21 protein-coding genes are annotated in these 20,733 nt (G+C 27.2%); 18 read left to right on the forward strand and 3 right to left on the reverse strand.

The features are described from left to right. The 10 genes from GBG18_RS13010 to GBG18_RS13055 form a co-directional block, all read left to right on the forward strand. The coding region (locus GBG18_RS13010; RefSeq protein WP_193311153.1) for a cobaltochelatase subunit CobN at positions 1-1,434 on the forward strand (1,434 nt) is incomplete at its 5' end. Between the two features lie 2 nt (positions 1,435-1,436). Beyond that, positions 1,437-1,886 (forward strand): MotA/TolQ/ExbB proton channel family protein, encoded by a 450-nt coding sequence (locus tag GBG18_RS13015; RefSeq protein ID WP_152191706.1) that lies wholly within the window; start codon positions 1,437-1,439, stop codon positions 1,884-1,886. Further along, on the forward strand, positions 1,876-2,181 hold the full coding sequence (locus GBG18_RS13020) for a DUF2149 domain-containing protein (protein ID WP_152191707.1): 306 nt from the start codon (positions 1,876-1,878) through the stop codon (positions 2,179-2,181). The genes GBG18_RS13015 and GBG18_RS13020 overlap by 11 nt, the downstream gene beginning before the upstream one ends. Before the next feature lie 50 nt (positions 2,182-2,231). Beyond that, positions 2,232-2,807, forward strand: a complete 576-nt coding sequence (locus GBG18_RS13025) for a superoxide dismutase (RefSeq protein ID WP_152191709.1) — start codon at positions 2,232-2,234, stop codon at positions 2,805-2,807. A gap of 92 nt (positions 2,808-2,899) precedes the next feature. Then, positions 2,900-3,316 carry an Lcl C-terminal domain-containing protein gene (locus GBG18_RS13030; protein WP_152191710.1) on the forward strand — a complete coding sequence of 139 codons (417 nt, stop codon included), beginning with the start codon at positions 2,900-2,902 and terminating at the stop codon, positions 3,314-3,316. 10 nt (positions 3,317-3,326) lie between these two features. Then, positions 3,327-3,794, forward strand: coding sequence for a Cys-tRNA(Pro) deacylase (gene ybaK, locus GBG18_RS13035; RefSeq protein ID WP_152191712.1), 468 nt, complete (start codon positions 3,327-3,329; stop codon positions 3,792-3,794). Further along, positions 3,794-4,882, forward strand: coding sequence for a DNA alkylation repair protein (locus GBG18_RS13040; RefSeq protein ID WP_152191714.1), 1,089 nt, complete (start codon positions 3,794-3,796; stop codon positions 4,880-4,882). The genes ybaK and GBG18_RS13040 overlap by 1 nt, the downstream gene beginning before the upstream one ends. Before the next feature lie 47 nt (positions 4,883-4,929). Further along, on the forward strand, positions 4,930-8,115 hold the full coding sequence (locus GBG18_RS13045) for an NAD-glutamate dehydrogenase domain-containing protein (protein ID WP_152191716.1): 3,186 nt from the start codon (positions 4,930-4,932) through the stop codon (positions 8,113-8,115). 65 nt (positions 8,116-8,180) lie between these two features. Next, positions 8,181-8,387, forward strand: coding sequence for a hypothetical protein (locus GBG18_RS13050; RefSeq protein ID WP_152191718.1), 207 nt, complete (start codon positions 8,181-8,183; stop codon positions 8,385-8,387). 47 nt (positions 8,388-8,434) lie between these two features. Continuing rightward, positions 8,435-9,115 carry a response regulator gene (locus tag GBG18_RS13055; RefSeq protein ID WP_152191719.1) on the forward strand — a complete coding sequence of 227 codons (681 nt, stop codon included), beginning with the start codon at positions 8,435-8,437 and terminating at the stop codon, positions 9,113-9,115. 7 nt (positions 9,116-9,122) lie between these two features. On the opposite strand, the gene GBG18_RS13060 is transcribed toward GBG18_RS13055, so the two are convergent. After that, positions 9,123-9,560, reverse strand: coding sequence for a globin domain-containing protein (locus GBG18_RS13060; RefSeq protein WP_152191721.1), 438 nt, complete (start codon positions 9,558-9,560; stop codon positions 9,123-9,125). 135 nt (positions 9,561-9,695) lie between these two features. On the opposite strand from GBG18_RS13060, the gene GBG18_RS13065 reads away from it, so the two are divergent. From GBG18_RS13065 to GBG18_RS13075, 3 genes are read left to right on the forward strand one after another with little or no spacing between them, the layout of a single operon-like run. Next, entirely contained in the window at positions 9,696-10,295 is a 600-nt protein-coding gene (locus GBG18_RS13065) for a paraquat-inducible protein A (protein WP_152191722.1), read from the forward strand. Beyond that, positions 10,296-10,877 (forward strand): paraquat-inducible protein A, encoded by a 582-nt coding sequence (locus GBG18_RS13070; protein WP_152191724.1) that lies wholly within the window; start codon positions 10,296-10,298, stop codon positions 10,875-10,877. It begins immediately after the preceding gene. Next, positions 10,870-13,563, forward strand: a complete 2,694-nt coding sequence (locus tag GBG18_RS13075; RefSeq protein ID WP_152191726.1) for an MlaD family protein — start codon at positions 10,870-10,872, stop codon at positions 13,561-13,563. The genes GBG18_RS13070 and GBG18_RS13075 overlap by 8 nt, the downstream gene beginning before the upstream one ends. A gap of 11 nt (positions 13,564-13,574) precedes the next feature. Here the strand turns inward: GBG18_RS13075 and ciaB are convergent, their stop codons facing one another. After that, a complete protein-coding gene (gene ciaB, locus GBG18_RS13080) occupies positions 13,575-15,458 on the reverse strand; it encodes an invasion protein CiaB (RefSeq protein WP_152191727.1) in 1,884 nt (627 codons plus the stop codon). 282 nt (positions 15,459-15,740) lie between these two features. On the opposite strand from ciaB, the gene proV reads away from it, so the two are divergent. The 5 genes from proV (at position 15,741) to GBG18_RS13105 (ending at position 20,355) form a co-directional block, all read left to right on the forward strand. Beyond that, complete coding sequence (gene proV, locus GBG18_RS13085; protein WP_304621409.1) at positions 15,741-16,865, forward strand: glycine betaine/L-proline ABC transporter ATP-binding protein ProV; 1,125 nt, start codon at positions 15,741-15,743, stop codon at positions 16,863-16,865. Beyond that, entirely contained in the window at positions 16,858-17,886 is a 1,029-nt protein-coding gene (gene proW, locus GBG18_RS13090) for a glycine betaine/L-proline ABC transporter permease ProW (protein WP_152191731.1), read from the forward strand. Before proV ends, proW begins: the two co-directional genes overlap by 8 nt. Further along, positions 17,876-18,853: a glycine betaine/L-proline ABC transporter substrate-binding protein ProX gene (gene proX / locus GBG18_RS13095; RefSeq protein ID WP_152191732.1), complete on the forward strand. Its 978-nt coding sequence runs from the start codon at positions 17,876-17,878 to the stop codon at positions 18,851-18,853. Before proW ends, proX begins: the two co-directional genes overlap by 11 nt. 87 nt (positions 18,854-18,940) lie before the next feature. Continuing rightward, entirely contained in the window at positions 18,941-19,990 is a 1,050-nt protein-coding gene (locus tag GBG18_RS13100; RefSeq protein ID WP_152191734.1) for an alcohol dehydrogenase family protein, read from the forward strand. A gap of 26 nt (positions 19,991-20,016) precedes the next feature. Continuing rightward, on the forward strand, positions 20,017-20,355 hold the full coding sequence (locus GBG18_RS13105; RefSeq protein ID WP_152191736.1) for a MerR family transcriptional regulator: 339 nt from the start codon (positions 20,017-20,019) through the stop codon (positions 20,353-20,355). A gap of 25 nt (positions 20,356-20,380) precedes the next feature. On the opposite strand, the gene GBG18_RS13110 is transcribed toward GBG18_RS13105, so the two are convergent. Next, the coding region (locus GBG18_RS13110) for a DoxX family protein (protein WP_152191738.1) at positions 20,381-20,733 on the reverse strand (353 nt) is incomplete at its 5' end.

The following is a 20,733-nucleotide window of genomic DNA, read 5'->3' on the forward strand; positions in this document are numbered from 1 at the left end:
ATTGGTCTTGATTTATTAGGGGTAAAACCAGTTTGGAATAATAGAGGTATTTTAAAAGGTTTAGAAAAACTTCCTCTAGACGATGTAAGAAAAAGAAGACTTGATGTTGTCTTTACTTCTTCTGGATTATTTAGAGATTTATATGGTTCACAATTAGCTTTATTAAATAAAGCTGTTTTAATGGCTTTAGATTCATCTTATGATGTAATAATTAAGAAATATCCGGCTCTAACATTATCTTTAGATAGTGCTTTATCATCTTTAAATGATTTAAAAATTGGTGGAAATGAAAGCTTAACTTTAAATGCCGTTGCTTTTAACTGGGTAAATGAAGCTAGAGAAATATTAAAAGAAAATCCAAGTATGGATTCTCAAAGAGTTGGACAACTTGCAAGTTATAGAGTGTTTGCAACAGCACCTGGAGCTTATGGTGCGGGAATAAACAGACTAGTTGAGCGTTCAGGTTCTTGGGATGATAGAAAAGAACTAGGTGAAGTATTTATAAAAAGAGTTGGATATGCTTATTCACAAGATTTAGAAGGTGAAGTAGCAACACAAAGTTATAAGAGACAACTAAAAAATGTTGAAAACACTTATTTAGGACGAGCTAGTAACTTATATGGTTTACTTGATAACAATGATACTTTTGATTATTTAGGTGGATTAAATTTGGCGATTGAAACAGTAATTGGTAAACAACCTAACTCTTTTGTTATTAATAACTCAAACTCACAAAAAATTAAAATTGAAGCACTTCAAATGGCATTATTAGGAGAGTTAAGAGGAAGATTCTTAAATCCTCAATGGATAAAACCTTTAATGAAAGAAGGTTATAGTGGTGCTAGAACAATGGGTAGTGAGTTTATTGAATATCTTTGGGGATGGCAAGTAACAAGTCCTGAAATTATTACTGATTGGGTTTGGGAAGAGGTAAAAGCTGTATATATTGATGATAAATTAAATCTACAATTAGATGAATTTTTATCTTCAAATCATCAAGTTCATGTACAAACAAATATCTTAGCTGTAATGCTTGTAGCCATTCAAAAAGATTTTTGGAAAGCAGATAAAAAAACACAAAAAGAATTAGCTCAAAAATTTGCACAAAATATAATTAAAAACGGAATTCCAGGAAGTGGACATACTCATGCAAATCATCCTATTTATGATTTTGTAAAAACTAAAATTGATAAAGAATCTCTTAAAGAACTAGACAAAGTTCTAGATGATAGTAGATTAGATAAAGAAGTAGAGAAACAAGGTCCTACTACTGTTCAAGAGGTTAAACTTGAAAAAAATATAGAAGAAGAAAAGCAAGAAGCAAAAGAAAACAAAGATGAAGAGTCATTTTTAATGTATTTTATTTTAGCAGCTTTATTTATTTTATTATCAGGTTTAATTAAATCAATCTTCTTTTCAAGAATAAAAGGATAATCATGTTTTCATCAATTTCTCTAGGATTAATGCATCAAATAACGGCGATACTTTTAGAGCCAGTTTCATGGGCATTATTGATTTTTGTTGTTTGGGGCTTATTTGAAATAGGTATATGTATAGGGGAACGAACGGTTGAGATAAAAAAACTTATAAAAACAAATAATATACCGTATGTATTATCTATTGCAAAAAGAAGAATAGAAAGAGCTGATTTTATAACTAGACTTGCTCCTATGTTAGGTCTTATGGGTACCTTAATTCCTTTAGGTCCAGGACTTGCAGCATTAGGTGATGGTGATGTGAAAATATTAAGTACAGCCATGTCTGTTGCTTTTGATACTACAGTTTTAGGATTGCTTGCTGGAATGACAGGTTTTGTAATTTCAAGACTTAGAAAAAGATGGTATGACAAAGCTTTAACTTTAATGGAAGAAAGAAATGAAAAGTAGATTCTCAAGTGAGCATTTTTCAAGTGAAGATGATGAACCCTTAGGACCTTTGGCAAACTTAGTTGATATTATTTTGGTTTTTGCTTGTGGTTTAATTGCAGCCTTAGTTGCAATTAGTCCAAATTTGCAAGAGCATTTTAATGTTGATGATTCACCGAATATAACTGAAGGCAAAGAATTAGCAAGTGTACCAAAAGATATAAAAAATAGTTTAGATTCTAAATCTGGATTTAAATCTTTAGGTCAAGTCTACAAAGATCCTAAAACTGGAAAATTAATTTTAATTAGTGAATAATATTTGTTTTATTGTAGTAAAATAAATGAAATTTAATTAAAGGATAGAAAATGAAACATGTATTAATGACTTTACCTTATACTTTAGATGCACTAGAACCAATGATGTCAAAGGAAACTTTAGAGTTCCATTATGGGAAGCACCATCAAACTTATATAAATAAATTAAATGAACTAATTCTTGATACTAAATACCAAGATTTATCACTTGTAGAGATAATTGCAGATTCTGAGGGTGGTGTTTTTAATAATGCTGCTCAAGTTTATAATCATGATTTCTTTTGGAAAGGTTTAACTCCAAATCAAAAAGAGCTATCTTCTAAACTTCAAAGTATTATAGAAGAAAACTTTTCATCACTTGAAGAGTTTAAAAAAGATTTCACAGCAAAAGCAGTTGGACATTTTGGTTCAGGTTGGGCTTGGTTAGTTCAAGATGAAAATAAAAAACTTCAAATAGTAACAACAGCAAATGCACAAACACCATTAGCAGGAAATTTAAAACCACTTTTAGTATGTGATGTTTGGGAACATGCATATTATATAGATGTAAGAAATGCAAGACCATCATACTTAGAGAACTTTTGGAAACTAGTAAATTGGGACTTTGTAGAGGAAAATTTAGCTTAGAATTTAAAAGAAAAGAAAGTTTGATAATCATCAATTGTTTTATCAACTTTCTTTGATATAATTCAATCAAATTATTATTATAAGGTTGATTTATGAAATTACTAATATCTTTAATTTTCACTTCTTTTGTAACTTTTGCAAATGCACAGTTTATAGAACACAGTGAAAATATTATAAAAGATTCAAAAACAAATTTTCTTTGGCAAGATACAAATGATGTAAAAGATAAAACAATGAATTATGCACAAGCATTAGATTATTGTAAAAATCTTGAATTAGATGGTGAGAAAGATTTTTTAGCTCTATTTTCAATAGTAGATACAAAAGTATATAATCCAACTTTATCAAAAAAGTTTAACTATTTTGTTTCTGATAACTACTGGACAACAAAAACATTTGGCCATGCAAAAAGTGGTGAAGCTTTTGTAGTAAACTTTTTATCAGGAGCATTTAATAGGGAACTTATGGAAGATAAATTTTATGTAAGATGTTACAAAAAAGCAAAATAAAAGGAAAAGATTGACCCCTGCTATTAACGAACTTAAAAAGAATAAAATCACTTTTGTTATGCACAAATATAAGCATGACCCTAAAGTTGCAAACTATGGTTTAGAAGCAGCAGAAAAATTAAATCTTGATGCCTCTCGTGTATATAAAACACTCTTAGCTGAACTAAATCCAAAAGAGTTAGTTGTTTGTATAATTCCTGTAAATAAGTCTTTAAACTTAAAAGCAGTAGCAAGCTCTTTTGAATGCAAAAATGCTTTAATGGCAAATAAAGATGAAGCACAAAAAGCAACTGGATATTTACTCGGTGGTATTTCTGCTTTTGGACAAAAGAAAAAACATAGAACACTACTTGACTCAAGTGCACAGAGTTTTGAAACTATTTATATTTCAGGTGGAAAAAGAGGTTTAGATATTGAAGTTAATCCAGAAGATATTATTAAAGTTTTAAGTGCTAAATATGAAGATTTAAGTGTTTAATGGAAGCTTTAAAAAACCTATTTAATGAAAATTTTGTAAAAAATTTTGCTTCATGTATAAAAAAATATTCATCATCTTTTGATGAAGAACTATATCTTTATCTTGTTTTAAAACACTTAGAAACTTTAGAGCTTAAAGCACGTATGAGATTAATTTCTTCAAAGATACGAAGCTGTTTAAAAGCTGATTATGGTGAAAGTTGTGAGATATTAAAACTTGTAAAAGAAGATTTTTTTAAAGAAAAAACTACAAGTTTACAAGCTATGGTTTTAGCAGATTTTGTTGAAGTTTATGGTTTAGAGCACTTTGATGTATCTATGAATGCTTTAGAAACTTTTACAATAGATTCAAGTTCAGAATTTGCAGTAAGAGAATTTATTTTAAAAGATGAACAAAAAGCAATGGACTATTTTTATAAATGGGCTAAAAATTCAAATGAACATATACGAAGATTAGCAAGTGAAGGCTGTCGACCTAGACTTCCTTGGGCTATTGCGCTTCCATCATTTAAAAAAGATCCTACTCTTATTTTTTCTATATTAGATGAACTTAAAAATGATGAATCTTCATATGTAAGACGTTCAGTTGCAAATAACTTAAATGATATATCAAAAGATAATCCTATCTTAGTACTTAGCTTTATAGAAAAAAATATAGGTTCTAATAAACAGTGCGATTCTCTTCTTAAACATGCGGCTAGAACACTACTTAAAAAAGGTGATGTTAAAACTTTAGAGCTTTTTGGCTATAGAAAAATTGATGCTTTAATTTTAAATGATTTTATTCTTGATTCTAAAGTTTGTATTGGTGAGCATTTAAACTTCTCTTTTGAATTAGAAAATAAAACTACTTTGGGTTTATTAAGAGTTGAATATGAAATTGATTTTCAAATGGCAAATGATAAAAGAAGTAAAAAGATATATATGATATCTCAAAGTGAAGTAAAAGCAAATAAAAAGTTAATAAATAAAAAACACTCATTTAAAATGATAACTACAAGAAAATACTATTTAGGAATTCATTTTATTACACTTATTGTAAATGGAATAAAAATACAAACTAAAGAGTTTCTTTTAACAAAGCCTTAACTATTAAAGAGTAAGATTTTAATATTAAATATTATAAGGATTTTACTATGGCAACATCAGATATACAAGCAATTTGTTCACAACTTTTAACACCTGATGATTTAGCAGTCGATGATAAACTTTTTGAACAAGTTTTAGAAGAAAAAATAGTTACAAAAATATTAGAAAATAAAAAATCAAAATATGTAAAAATATTTTCAAAAGAACAACTTTTCTTATCTCATATAACACCCCTTTTACATAATATTGGTTTTGAGATAATTGATGAAGTTACTTACAATGTAGCAAATAACAAAGAGCTAATTTATATTTCAAGATTTAATTTAAATATTGATGATTTTGAAAAAATAGAAAAAGCAAAAGATAATTTGGAATATATTATAAGTTACTCCTTAAAAGATTGTAGTGTAAAGCATTCAAAGGCATTTAGTTTAGTTTATACAGAAAACCTAAACTTAAGAAAGATTACTCTTCTTAGAGCATTTATTGAGTATATAGACCAAGCAGTTCTTACAATAAATTCTGCAACAATTTTAAACACTTTAACAACAAATCATGCTTTAGCTTGCATGTTTGTAAAATATTTCATAACTAAATTTGAACCAGATATTAAAAATAGAAAAGATATCTTATTAGAAATTGAAGAAAAAATAAAAGAAAAAATTAAGACAATACCTCAAATAGTTGATGATAAAATATTAAATATTACTTTACTTTTTTTAAAATCACTTTTAAGAACAAACTATTTTTTAGAGCAAGAAACAATCTCTTTTAAAATTGATACAAAAACATTTAGTAAAGATTTAAAAGGCCTACAGCCAAATTTAGAAAACTTTATCTATCATAGAGATTTTTGTGGACTTCACTTACGAATGTCAAAAGTATCAAGGGGTGGTTTAAGATGGTCAGATAGACATGATGATTATAGACAAGAAGTAAAATCTCTTATGATTACACAAGAGGGGAAAAACTCTATAATTATTCCTGATGGTTCAAAAGGTGCTTTTGTAATTAATAAAAATATACAAAATATAACAAAAGAGTATTTTACAGAAATATACTCTTTATATATTAATGCAAATTTAGATTTAGTAGATAATATGATAGATGGGAAAATCGTAAAAAACGAAAAAGTAGTTTGTTATGATGAAGATGATGCATATTTTGTTGTTGCTGCTGATAAGGGAACTGCTGCTATGAGTGATGTTGCAAATGATATTGCAATAAAACGGAACTATTGGTTAGGTGATGCATTTGCTAGTGGTGGAAGTAATGGTTTTGGTCATAAAGATTTAGGAATTACAGCTCGTGGAGCTATTATGTCTTCTAAGCGTTTCTTTATTGAAGAGGGTATTGATATTTACAAAGATGAAGTATCTGTTGTTGGAATTGGTTCTATGAGTGGAGATGTTTTTGGTAATGGAATGATTGAATCAAAAACATTTAAATTATTAGCTGCAATCTCACATAAAGATATTTTTATAGACCCAAATCCTAATATCAAAAAATCATATATTGAAAGAAAAAGGCTATTTGAATCCAAAAATGGTGGCTGGGCAAATTATGATAAATCTCTTATCTCAAAAGGTGGAGGAGTTTTTGCAAGAAGTGATAAAGAGATTACTTTAAGTGCTCAAATAAAAGATTTATTAGGAACAAAGCAAAATGTAATATCAGGAGAGGAGTTATGTAAAAAATTACTAACTTTAGAAGTTGATATGTTATTCAACGGTGGTGTTGGAACTTATGTTAAATCTAGTGATGAGAACAATCTTGAGATTGGTGATAAGCAAAATGAAGCAGTAAGAGTTGATGCAAATGAGATAAAAGCAAGGGTAGTTTGTGAGGGTGGAAATCTAGGTTTTACTCAAAAATCAAGAATAGAATTTGCTTTAAATGGTGGAAAAATACATCAAGATGCTATTGATAACTCTGCTGGTGTTAATACCTCTGATCATGAAGTTAACTTAAAAATTTTATTAAATAGTATTCATAATCAAGGAATTCTAAGTGCTAAACAATCAGAAGTGATGCTTGACTCTTTAAAAGAACAAGTAGTTGAAATGGTTTTAAAAAATAACTATGATCAAGCTTTTGTAATATCTATTGATGAAAGATTTTCAAGAAAATATCAAAATGATTATCTAAAATCGATTGAAGTACTTGAAAATAATATTGAAGCTTTCAATCGAAGAGATTTTTATATCCCTAAAAATGAAAATATCAATGATGTTGTTGATATTAATGGTTCAATAGTAAGGCCAGTTTTAGGGTCACTTCTTTCATATTCTAAGATATTTGTAAAAAAGATACTTCTAGAATCAACTTTAATAGATGAGCAGTTTAGCTTGCAGTATCTATATAGATATTTCCCAAAATCATTTGTAGGTGCTTATGAACATGAGATATTAAACCATCCTCTAAAAAGAGAGATTATAGCAACCGTAATTGCAGATATTATAATAAACCATCAAGGTGTAACATTTATTTCAGATTATGAAAAACTTGGTGTTGAAAGATATTTATTAAAAATAAAATCTTATTTAGTTGCAAAACAATTATTTGGGGCTAGAGATATTAGAGAAAAAATATATTCACAAGATTATATTATGGATATAGAAGAACAATATACATTAATAAATAGATTAGAGTATATTTTATATGTAAGTACTAAATGGATGGTTAAATATTTAAAAAATAATCAATTAGATTCTGTTCATATTTTAGATCATAAAGATGAACTATTTGCACTATTATCTCAAATACATAAGCAAGATGTTGAGGTATTGATAAAAGATGATACTTCATTTAATCAATTTTTCTCTGTAATTGATTATTTAAGATTTGCAGTTGCTGCAATTATTATTAAAGAAGATACTCATCACTCTTTTAAAGATGTAATTGTTTTATTTTATTCATTAATTCATGAGTTTAATATTTTAGAGATAATTATTGCACTTAATAAAGTTAATATTACAAGTGCTAGTGATATGACACTTAGAAATCAAGTTTTACAATTTATTGAGTTTATAGTTGTTCATTACACAAAAAAAGTTTTACAATTTCAAAGAGTAAATGAAGAACCAGAAGTAGCTTTTGCTAACTTCTTATCAAATGAAAAAGATGTTTTCTATAAAGTAAGAGATCATTTAGATGACTTTATGGTAAAAGAAACAAAAGATATAAAAGAAATAGCAATTACAGTAAATCAATTAATGGTGTCATTAATATAAGTTTATCTTATATTAATCGATTAAGTAAATATTTGTTATACTTATAAAAAGTAAAAGGATAACTTATGAATAATATTAATAATGAACCAAGTAATGAAAAAATTGAAGATTATGATGGAAAAGAATCAAAGGAAAAGAGAAATATTGTTAGGCTTGTAATAATTATTTGTCTGGTAGCGGGTGCAATTATCGGTTATCTAAAGACAACTTCAATGCCTAGTGATTATATTGGTACACAAGAAAATCCAGGAATCAATACAAGTAAGAAATAAATAATAATATTGTATAATTTTATAAATAATATATTTATGGATATTAAATGGATAAAGTCAGAATATTACTAATTGAAGATGAGAAGATAGTATCACTAGAATTGAAATCTATTTTAGAAAAATTGGGTTATGAAGTAATAGGTATTGCACAAACAGCAGAAGAAGCATACTCTATAGCTTTAAATAAGCCAATTGATTTAGTAATATCTGATATAAAATTAAAAAGTGGTGTTGATGGTATTGAAAGCTGTGATGTTCTTCAAAATACTTATAACATACCTATTATTTTTATGACAGCATTTAATGATGATATCAAAATACAAAGAGCTTCAAATCTAACTAATATGGTTGGTTATTTAGTTAAACCTATTAGAGTAGTTGAACTAGATACTATGATAAAAATAGCAATAACAAAATTTAAAATCCTTGAAAAAAGAAAAATAGTTGAAGTTAATAATTATTACAAATATGATTTTGATAACAAAATTATTATGAATAGTATAAGTAATGAAGAAGTAGATTTAACAAAAAATGAAAGTTTGCTTTTATCTTTACTTCTAAATGAAAAAAATAAACTTGTCTCTTATAGTAAAATTAACAGCTCAATTTGGAGTAATGGAAAAGGAAGTGATTTAACAAGAAGACAGTTAGTTCATAGATTAAAAACTAAACTTCCATATTTTGATATTTTTTCTGTAAAAGGTGTAGGAATAGGGATAACACAGTAAGAAAATCTTACTGTGAAGTTTCAGTGTTCATCATCCAGATTGAGAATACATCTAAATAATTCCAAAATGATTCTTTTAAATCTTCTGGCATATCTAATGGTTTTAAAATCATAATATAAGACTCTAACCAAACTCTTCTAGCTTCTTGAGTAATAGCAAATGGAGCATGACGTGCTGCCATCATTGGCTTACCTCTATTTTGATCAAAATGTCTCTCCCCTCCACAAATTTGAATAAAGAAATCAGCAGAGTGTTTTTTTGCTAATTCAAATCCTTGCTCAGATGGTGGAAATAAACCTCTAATATTACTTTGCTTTAATAAATCATAGTGATCTGAAATAAGTTGTCTCATTCCCTCTTCACCTAAAAATTCTAGTACTCTTGGATCTGGTTTTACAACTGGTGGTCTAGTTCCTACTTGACCTTCTGTTATATTAAATTCCATTTTATTAACCTTTTTTATATAAATTATTTGTATTTTAAATGCAAAAATTTGCACAAGTATAATACTATATTTTAATAGAAAACCATCTTTATGAAAAATATGTTAAAATGAATTATATTAAAAATATGGAAGTAAATGGCAGTTAATACTAAAAAAATAATAGAATGTTATAACTGTGGATTATTCGTAAATAAAGAATCTTCTAATAAGTTTGCAAAATTAAAATGTCCAAGATGTAGTTCTAAACTAATAGTTGAAAAAGACCACAGCATAGAGTCTTTATATTATGCAATCTCTTCTTTATTACTTTTTGCAATTTTAAGTATATACCCTTTAATTACACTCTCTTTTGGTGTTACTAAACTTGAAGCTACTCTTTTAGATACTATTATGATTTTATTAGAACAAAATTTCTTTTTTGTGGCATTAATTGTATTTTTTACTATTATTGTAGCACCCATACTAAATTCACTTATTATAATAATCTTTTTTATTCAAAAATATACAAATTTAAAATTTCTAACAAATACTCTTCTTCATGATAGTTTCCATTTTTTTAAACACTGGGGTTTTATTGAAGTATTTATTATAAGTATAATTGTTACATATATTAAACTTGTAGGAATGGTTTCTTCTACAAAATTTGATATTGGCTTTTATGTAATGTTAATATACATCTTCTGTTTATATATGTCAAATAGAAAATTTTCTGGTAAAAGTGTTTTTGGTGAATAAATGTCTTTAATATCATGTAAAAACTGCAATAAGGTTTATGAAAAAGAGAATTACAGTGAGTTTGTATGCACACAGTGTAATCATAAAGTAAGAAAGAGAATAAAAAATTCTTTACAAGTATCTCTTAGTCTAACAATTTGTGCAATACTACTATATATTCCTGCAATGCTTTATCCAATGATGGAAATTACAAAGTTTGGAATAAAGACAGAAAGTACAATTCTACAAGGGGTTGTAAGCTTTTTAGAGTATGAAAACTATTTTATTGCCTTTGTAATATTTACAGCAAGTGTTATAATTCCTTTGATAAAGTTATTAGGATTATTATTGATTTTTACTTCTTTAAAAATTGATATCAAAATAAGAAATAAGAATAAAATAAGAATTTTTAAATTTGTAAAAGCTATTGGAAAGTGGTCTATGATTGATATATATGTTGTAGCCTTATTAGCTTCTGTTATTCAAGTTGGTGAACTATTTAATATAAAAGGTGGATTAGCAGCAACATCTTTTGCTTTAGTTGTAATACTTACAATGATTGCTGCACATAGATTTGATACAAGGATTATTTGGGATGATTGAAAATGAGAATAAACAAGTTGATAATAAACAAATAGAAAATGAAGATATTATATATAAAGCAAAAGAACAAGAACAAAAAGCAGTCTCTTTTGTTTGGATATTACCGCTTATAATTTTATGTATATTAGCTTGGATTTCTTATGAATCATATATGAAAAAAGGAACAAATATCACTGTTGTATTTAATAGTGCAGAGGGATTAAAAGAGGGTGCAACTACACTTGAGTATAAAGGTTTACAATTAGGGAAAGTTACTAAAATAGATATTAATGATGATTTAAAAAATGTAAAAGTTAATATTTTAGTAAAAAGTTCTGCTGCTAAATATGTGGCAAGTGAGGGCTCAAGATTTTGGATAAGAAGACCTACAATTTCTCTTACAAAAGTGTCAGGATTAAGTACCTTAGTTGATGGATTTAAAATAGAAATATCTCCAAAATTTAAAACAGAAAAAGAGTTTGAAAATGCAAAAGAGAAGTATGATTTTATAGGACTTGATAGTAAGCCAGATGATGAACTACTTAGTAATGGTTATTATATATCATTAATTGCAAATGATAAAGATAGTGTAGAAGTAGGAACACCAATATTTTATAATAAGTACCAAATAGGTGAAATTGTGTCAAAAGAGTTTAAGTTTGAAAAAGTATTTTTAAATGCATATATTTATGATAAATTTAATTACCTTGTTAATAAAAGTTCAAAATTTATACTAAATGAGGCTTTAAACGTTAGCTATGGACCTAGTGGCTTAAATATAGAAGTAGGTTCTTTATACTCAGCACTTGTTGGTGGTGTTACTGTAATTACATCTAAAAAAGATGAAGAAAAAATACAAAAAGATGAGGTATACACTTTATATGCTAAAAAAGACTCTTTTGAAGAAAAAGAGTATATTCATATTAAGTTTTCAAATGTTGAAGGAGTTGATGAAAACACTCCTATTATTTATAAAGGTGTAGTAATTGGGAAGTTAACAAATATAAGTTTAAATCCTAATGATGTAACAACAAAAGCTTTTATATATAAAAAATATAAACATCTACTTACAACTAATACTGAGTTTTTTATTCAAACTGCAGAAGTGAGTATTGATGGAGTTAAAAATCTAGGAAATATTATAAAAGGAAATTTTATCTCTTTAAACTATAAAGAGGGTGAAGCTAGTAAAATATTTATTGCAAGAAACTTTAAAGAAAATAGTATTAATGAATCAAAGACTTTTAATAAATCATTAATTTATACTTTAAAAAGTGATAATTTAAACTCTATTACAAAAAAGTCAAAAATCTATTTTAAAAATATTGAGATTGGAGAAGTTCTTGATTATTCTTTAGCAAAGGACTTTAAAAAAGTAAATATAAAAATTTTAATAAATAAAAAGTATCAAAAACTTATACATAATCACACACTTTTTTATGATATGAGTTCAAAACTTTTAGAATTAAAAGATTTTAAAGTAGATGTTAATTATTCAGGAATTACTCCTCTTTTAAATGGTGCTATTGGAATTGCTGAAATAAGACGAGATAAAAAACAGAGTAAAAAAAGTTTTAAACTATATTCAAGTTATTCAAAAATAGAAAAAATTAAAAGATTACATAATGATGGTTTTACAGTAGATGCATACTTTAATAATGATTTTAAAATTAAAAAAGATATGGCAATTGTTTATAAAAATCAAGAAATAGGCTTTGTAAAAACCATAAAGTTTAATAGTAAAGAATCAAATGCAAAACTATTTATATATAAAGAGTATAAAAAATATCTAAATAAAACAAGTAGGTTTTATAAAAAAGGTGTACTTGATGTTCAAGCATCTTTAAATGGAATTATATTTAATATGGATAATTTTACATCTTTAATAGAGGGTTCAATTGTTTTAGAAAATAATACAAATATGCTATATGATAAATATAATATTTACGCATCAAAAGATGATATGAAAGATTCATCAAACAGTATTACTATTGTTTTTGATGATGTGGAAGGAGTTTATGAGCAGTTTTCAAAACTTACATATAAAGGTGTGAATATTGGAAAAGTTACAAATGTCTCTTTTAACTCAAAAAATAAAGTTATAGTAAAAGCACAAATATACAGTGATTATAACTCTTTTACAAAAGAGGGAACTATTTTTTATCTTAAAAAACCAGTAATTTCACTACAAGAAGTATCAAATATTGGTTCAAGTTTAATGGCTGTAAATATTGGAGTTATTAAAAGTAAAAAAACAAAGTATCAAACAAAATTTACAGGCTTTGATGCCTTACCCTCAATAGACAAATCATATCATGGAACAATATTCAAAGTACATTCACATCATGCTTCAAGTGCAAGAGAAGACTCTCCAATATACTATAAAAATGTACAAATTGGAAAAATAAACAAGATTGATTTATCATCTGATGCAACAACTGTTATTATGGATTGTTTAATATATGATAAGTATACAAAGTTTATTAGAAGTAATTCTGTATTTTATGACATAAGTGGTTTTAATATGAAATTTTCAATATTCTCAGGTTCTAAGGTTGAATCAAATACTTTTACAAGTATTTTAAAAGGTGGTTTAGTTGTAGTTACTCCCTATGAATACGAAGAAAAAGCAAGTAGTAATGATAAATTTATTTTAATAGAAGAGCTAAGAGAGGATTGGGAAAGTATAAGTCCTAGTATAAAGTAAGAGCTAAACTCTTACTTTATATAGTTTTCTTTTTTATCAATAGTATCTAACTCTTGACCAATTTCTTGGTATCTTGTAAAGTAGTTTTTTACAAATGAATTAATATTTTTATTTACAGGCATAAAATATTTATCTTCTTTTACTGCATATTTATTTAAAAACTGTGTAGCATCTTTTTTATCTAAATAGTGTTTTGCTAAGGCAGAATATGTATCAATATACCATTTTTTTAACTTTTCATAGTTACCATCGGATAAGTCAATACTTAGTTTTTTGCTTTTTTCATCCCATGTTAAAATCCCAGAATCAAAAAGACCATTTAAATGAATAATTCCCTCACAATAATATGGCTGAACTTCATCAACTTCCATCCATCCCATTAGTCCAACTGCTCGTTTAACAGTATCAATTAATACTTGTTTTTCTAACTCTTTTTCATCATTTGATTCATCTAAGAAAAATGATACTAAGCCACCAGTAGTTGCTTTAAACTCTTCAATATTTTTAAAATTCCCACTTTTGTTCATAACAGATTCAGTTTCATCATCACACCATAAAATATGTCCAAATTCATGTCCAATAGTTGTAATATCATAAACTTTATGCCAAGCAGCAGTTTGATTAAATAAAAACTCTCTATCTTCACTTAATAACTCTTGTCCAAAAATCTCATTGCTTAATTTTAAAAAGGGTTTAGCTCTTGAACTTTGTAAAATTTCATCAGAGAATGCAAAAATCTTTTTACCTTCTTCTTTTGAAACTATTTCATCATTTGGTACAACTTGTGCCGAAAATAAACCATTAAATTCTGCTCCAAAAAATATTGCAGGTCGCCCTACATAAAGTTGAACCTTATCAAGTGATTTTAAAGAGAAGTCATAAACTGCTTTATTAGAACTTGTTTGTTCTTGTTTTTCGTAAATTTTTGCAAAAGCTGATTTAATTTTATTGACTCTATTATCATCTTGTGCAAATTCAGGATTTGTAAGTCTAATATCCCATTCTAATGCAACTGCTTTTCTAAAGTGATCTTCATAATACTCTAAAGGATGTCCTATTTGAATTGGTGATTTTATTTTCATCCAAGCTCTATCAACATCTGCCCATCTTTCAACTAAAAGATGTGTTTTATCTTCCCCAAAGGCTTTTATAAGTGTTTGAATATATAAAATATAGTTCCATTTCTCCCCATATATATCATCTTCAAGCTCTATTAAACTCTCTTCAAACTCCTCAAGAGCATCAATCACAGCTGTTGTTTGAGTTTTAAAAGCTTTTATATAAGCTTGTGAGTGATAGCCATCTTTTTCTTTTACGAGCGCTGAATATGACCTATCTGCAATCATACTATTGTGTCCTAAATCTAATAGTTTATTATCTTCAAGATATTTAAATACTTTTTCTTCATTACCATCAAATTTTGCCATTAACTCTTTATTTATGTCATTTATAATATGTGCAGTCCATAAACTTTGCCATGAAGACATTTTTAAACCTACATTATAAACACCTTCGAATATTGTTTGATAAAATGGAGTTAAAAGCTTATTATGTTTTATATAATCAACTGTTTTTTTGTGTTTTTCATGCCAATAATCTCTTACAAAACAATAAGCATCTTCTTGAAGTTCAATTATTTGCTCTTCACTTTTTTTCTGCTTTTTTAATACTTGTACTAATGAATCATCTCTTAAATTTACAAGTCTTGTTACTAATGCAAATCTTAAATCCTCGCTCATTTCAAGTTCAAGGTATTTTGCAAACTCTTCTATAATCTCTAGTTTTTCAAACTCTTGGTTTTCTAAATATGATATTAATTTATTTATATGCGACTTTTGAGAGTTCAAAAATTCATAAACTTCTGCTAAATTATCTAAAAATTTGTTTTTATCCAAAGTTTTATCCTTATTTTTTATTAACGTTAGTTTATCTCATTTTATCTTTTTTATAAATAAGCAATAAAACCATTTTCATGTTCAGTTAAGGCTTTATTTGTATTTAAGTTAAATTTATACATAATAGATGCTAAATTGATACATAAAATATGTAATTAATTATACATATTATTGTAAATATAAACATAAAAATTGTAATGGAGAGTTACTATCAGTAAAAAGAAATTAATAGTTAAAAATGTTTTTAAAGTTTTTGGAGATAATCCAAAAAAAGCTTTAAAGATGTTAAAAGAGGGAAAAAGTAAAGAAGATATCTTTACAAAAACAGGTATGACAATTGGTGTTCAAGATGCTAGTTTTGAAATTAACGAAGGTGAAATATTTGTAATTATGGGTTTATCAGGTTCTGGTAAATCAACACTAGTAAGACTTTTAAATAGATTAATCGAACCAACTTCTGGCCAAATTTTCATTGATGATACAGATGTTACTACTTTAAATGATAAAGAACTTATTGATATTAGAAGAAAAAAAATATCTATGGTTTTTCAATCGTTCGCCTTAATGCCACATATGAATATAATAGATAATGCCTCTTTTGGTTTAGAATTAAGTGGAATACCAAAAGAAGAAAGATATCAAGCTGCACAAAAAGCTCTAGAGCAAGTAGGACTTGAACATCATGCTCAATCTTATCCAGATGAGTTAAGTGGTGGTATGCAACAGCGTGTTGGTTTAGCACGTGCTTTAGCAAATGACCCTGATATTATGTTAATGGATGAAGCTTTTTCAGCACTTGATCCATTAATTAGAACTGAAATGCAAGATGAATTAGTTGAACTTCAAGAAAAAGAGAAAAGAACAATTGTATTTATTTCTCATGATTTAGATGAAGCAATTAGAATTGGTGATAGAATCGCGATTATGGAAGGTGGTGAAGTTGTACAAATTGGAACTCCTGAAGAGATTATTAATAATCCAGCGAATGATTATGTAAAATCTTTCTTTAAAGGTGTAGATGTAACTTCAGTATTAACAGCTTCTCATATTGCAAAAAAAGTTAAACCTACAATTATAAATAAAGAAAGTACTGGAGTAAATTCTGCTTTACAGTATATTGCAGACTTTGATGAAGATTATGCATATTTTATGGAAAAAAATGGAAAATATCTTGGAATACTAACTTTAGAGAGTTTAAAAGAACAGAAAAAAGCTGGCGGGACAATTTATGATGCAATTTGGTGTAATCAAACAATAAATGAAAATAGACAAATTTCAGACTTTATAACAGAAGTTGCAGATTATGCTTATCCTATTCCTGTAGTTAATGATGAGGGAAAATATAAAGGTACTATTTCTAAAAGTAGATTATTAAAAGTATTTGATGAAGGAGTTGATAATGAGTAATGATCCTTGGGGAAATGCATCAACTGCACAAGAAAATAAAGAATCAACAGTTGATTGGACACAAGAAGCAGCACAAACTCCTGTAGAAGAAGTAAAAGAGTTTAATATATTTAATCCTTTTGAAGATGTATTAATCCCTTTTGATACGTGGACAAATAATGGAATTGATTGGTTAGTAGAAAACTTTAGAGATGTATTTTTAGCTGCAAAAGCACCTATTGATATTGTTTTAAAATCTATTGAAGGGTTTTTACTATATTTAAACCCTTATGTAGTAATTATATTTTTTGTTTTATTAGCTTTACAAGTTTCAAGTAAAAAACTTGCTCTTGGTACATTATTATCATTCTTTATCATTGGATTTATTGGTGCTTGGGAAGAAGCTATGATTACTTTATCCTTAGTTATAACAGCTGTATTATTCTCTGTAGTAATAGGACTTCCTCTTGGAATTTGGTCTGCAAAAAGTGATACTGCTGATAAAATTTTAAGACCTGTACTAGATGGTATGCAAACAACGCCAGCGTTTGTATATCTAATTCCTATTGTTATGTTATTTGGAATTGGAAATGTTCCTGGTGTAATTGTAACTATTATATTTGCACTGCCGCCACTTATTAGACTTACAAATTTAGGAATTAGACAAGTGCCTGAAGATTTAATTGAAGCGTCAAGGTCATTTGGAGCAAGTTCTTCTCAAATGTTATGGAAAGTTCAAATCCCTGTAGCAATGCCTACAATCATGGCAGGGATAAATCAAACATTGATGCTTTCACTTTCAATGGTTGTAATTGCTTCTATGATTGCCGTTGGTGGTTTAGGTCAAATGGTATTAAGAGGAATTGGAAGACTAGATATTGGTCTTGCAGCTGTTGGTGGTCTAGGAATTGTTTTACTTGCAATTATCTTAGATAGAATTACTCAAGAAATGGGTAAAAATGATAAAAATGATAAAAGAAAATGGTACGAAAAAGGGCCTGTTGGTCTTATAACAAATTTAAGGAGAAAAAATGTTAAATAAAAAAAGTATATTAAGTATAGTGGCTTCAATGACACTAGTTACAGGTTTATTTGGTGCGAAAGTTACAGCTCTTAAGTCGTCAATCGCAGAAGAAACTTTCCAAATGCTAATTGTAAATGCAGTATTAGAAAAGATAGGTCATGAAATAGAAAGTTCAAATGATGTTAATTATGACATTGCTTATCAAACAATTGCAAGTAATGCCGATAGTGAAGATGTATATTTCTTAGCTTCAATGTGGGATCCTTTACATAATGGAAAATTAAAAGCTCTTGGTGGAGATAAAAAATTAGTTAAATATGATAAGTTTATTTCAAATTGTGCTCAAGGGTATTTAGTTGATAAAAAAACTGCTGATAAATATAATATTAAATACTATAATGACTTAAAAAAGCCAGAAATAGCAAAGCTTTTTGATATTAATGGAAATGGTAAAGCTGACTTAACAGGTTGTAATGCAGGTTGGGGATGTGAAAAAGTTATTGAACATCAATTAGATGCTTATGGTTTAAGAGATACAGTTGAACATAATCAAGGTGAGTATTCTGCACTTTTAGCAAATACTATAGCAAATTATAAAACTGGTAAGCCAATTTTATATTATACATGGACTCCTTATTGGGTAAGTGGTAAATTAGTACCTGGTAAAGATGTTACATTTTTACAAGTAACACATTCTGCAAATCCAAACTCTAGTTCAACAAAACTTTCAAATGGTGCTGATTATGGATTTAATATTAATGATCAAAGAATTGTTTCAAATGCAAGTGTAAAAACAAATCATAAAGATATTGCAAAATTATTTGATATTATTAAAATTGATGTAAATGATATTAGTGGTCAAAATATGCTTATGGCAAATGGTCAAAATAAAGAAAAAGATATTGAAAATCATGCAAAAAAATGGTTAGAAATAAATAAAGCAAAAGTTGATGCTTGGGTAAAAGAAGCAAAAGCTGCTAAATAATATATTTTAAAATAAGAGTTTTATAACTCTTATTTTATATTCTCAAACTATAATACTTGAATTAAATCTTCTATCAAAGAGTAAAAAATGAAACAAATTCCTACAAAAATGAATGCGATATTAATGACAGCAAATGGTGATTATGACAAACTTAAATATGTTAGTGATTATAATACGCCAATACCAAAAGAAAATGAAGTTTTAATTGAAGTAAAAGCAGCAGGTGTTAATAATACAGATATAAATACAAGAATTGTATGGTATTCAAAAAATGACAATAGTTCAGATGATGCTTCATGGTCTGGAAATAGTTTAGAATTTCCAAGAATTCAAGGTGCTGATGTTTGTGGTTATATTGTAGCAGTTGGAAAAAATATTGATGAAAAAAGAATAGGACAAAGAGTATTAATTGAGCCATCACTACAAAAAGTAAATGGAGACCAATTAGAAAACCCATGGTATTTTGGTAGTGAATGTGATGGAGGATTTGCACAGTATACTGTTGTATCAAATGAACATGCTCATGAAATACAAAGTGAATATAGTGATACTGAATTAGCATCATTTCCATGCTCTTATTCAACTGCAGAAAACTTACTTACACGTGCAAATGTAAATAAAAATGATATCGTCTTAATTTCAGGAGCATCAGGTGGAGTTGGAAGTGCAGCCATTCAACTAGCACGAGCAAGAGGTGCAAAAGTTATTGCAATAACGTCTGCTTCTAAGTTTGAAACAATTAAGGCCTTAGGTGCTTCTACAGTAGTTTCAAGAGAAGATAATTTACCTGATGTTCTAGGAAAAAATAGTGTTACAGTTGTAATAGATTTAGTTGCAGGAGAAAAATGGAATGAATTCTTAGAAGTTCTAAAACCCAAAGGACGATATGCAGTTTCAGGAGCAATAGGAGGAGCTATTGTTGAACTTGATATTAGAACTTTATATTTAAAAGATTTATCCTTCTTTGGATGTACTATTCTTGAAGATGAAGTCTTTCCTAATTTGATAAAAAGAATTGAAAGAAAAGAAATTAAACCTTTACTTGCTAAAATATACAAATTGAAAGATATTGTAAAAGCTCAAAAAGAGTTTTTAACAAAAAAACATATTGGAAAAATTGTTTTAGAAGTAGTATAAAAATAGATAATTACAAAAGGAAAAAATTGGCTTTATTAGATAATACAAAAGATGTAATACCTTTAAGTAGTGTAGCAGAACTTTTAACTGCAAAAGTGCGAACACTTAAAATGTATGAAGAAAAAGGACTTCTTCCTTTAAAAAAAGAGACGAAAAAACTTTATTCTATTGATGATATACAAATAGTTTCATTTGTGCACTATTTAGCAAGTGTAAAAAAAATAAATGCAAATGGAATTAAATATATTATTGAAATGCTTAATAATAATATGGATGAAAAGAATAGAGCAGATTTTCTAGATTTAGTTGAAACTAAATTAGAAAAACTATCAGGAAAAGAAGTTACAGACGTAGAAAGTATGTAGCTTTATATTTAAAAGATAGATTGTATTATCTATCTTTTAATTTGTATGAGATTGTTAATATTCCTAACATTACTAAGGGAATAATCACTTTTATTAAATCATCATTTACACTAAAATGAGAAAAAGACGCAAAAATAAAGTCTATAGCAAAACCTGCATAAACTACATCTTTTAATCTATCATATTTTTTTGGCAGAAATAATCCAATAGCTCCTAGTATTTTAAAAACCCCTAAAAGTGTAAAGAAATACAAAGGATATCCTAAATGTTCTGCTGTATCAATAACATTTTGAGGTTGAATGATATCAACTACTCCACCTACGATTCCTACAAATATTGCAATAAATCCTGTTGTAAAAAGAAAAAAGTTTTTTGTAT

Source organism: Poseidonibacter ostreae (assembly GCF_009208075.1).
Classification (GTDB): Bacteria; Campylobacterota; Campylobacteria; order Campylobacterales; family Arcobacteraceae; genus Poseidonibacter; species Poseidonibacter ostreae.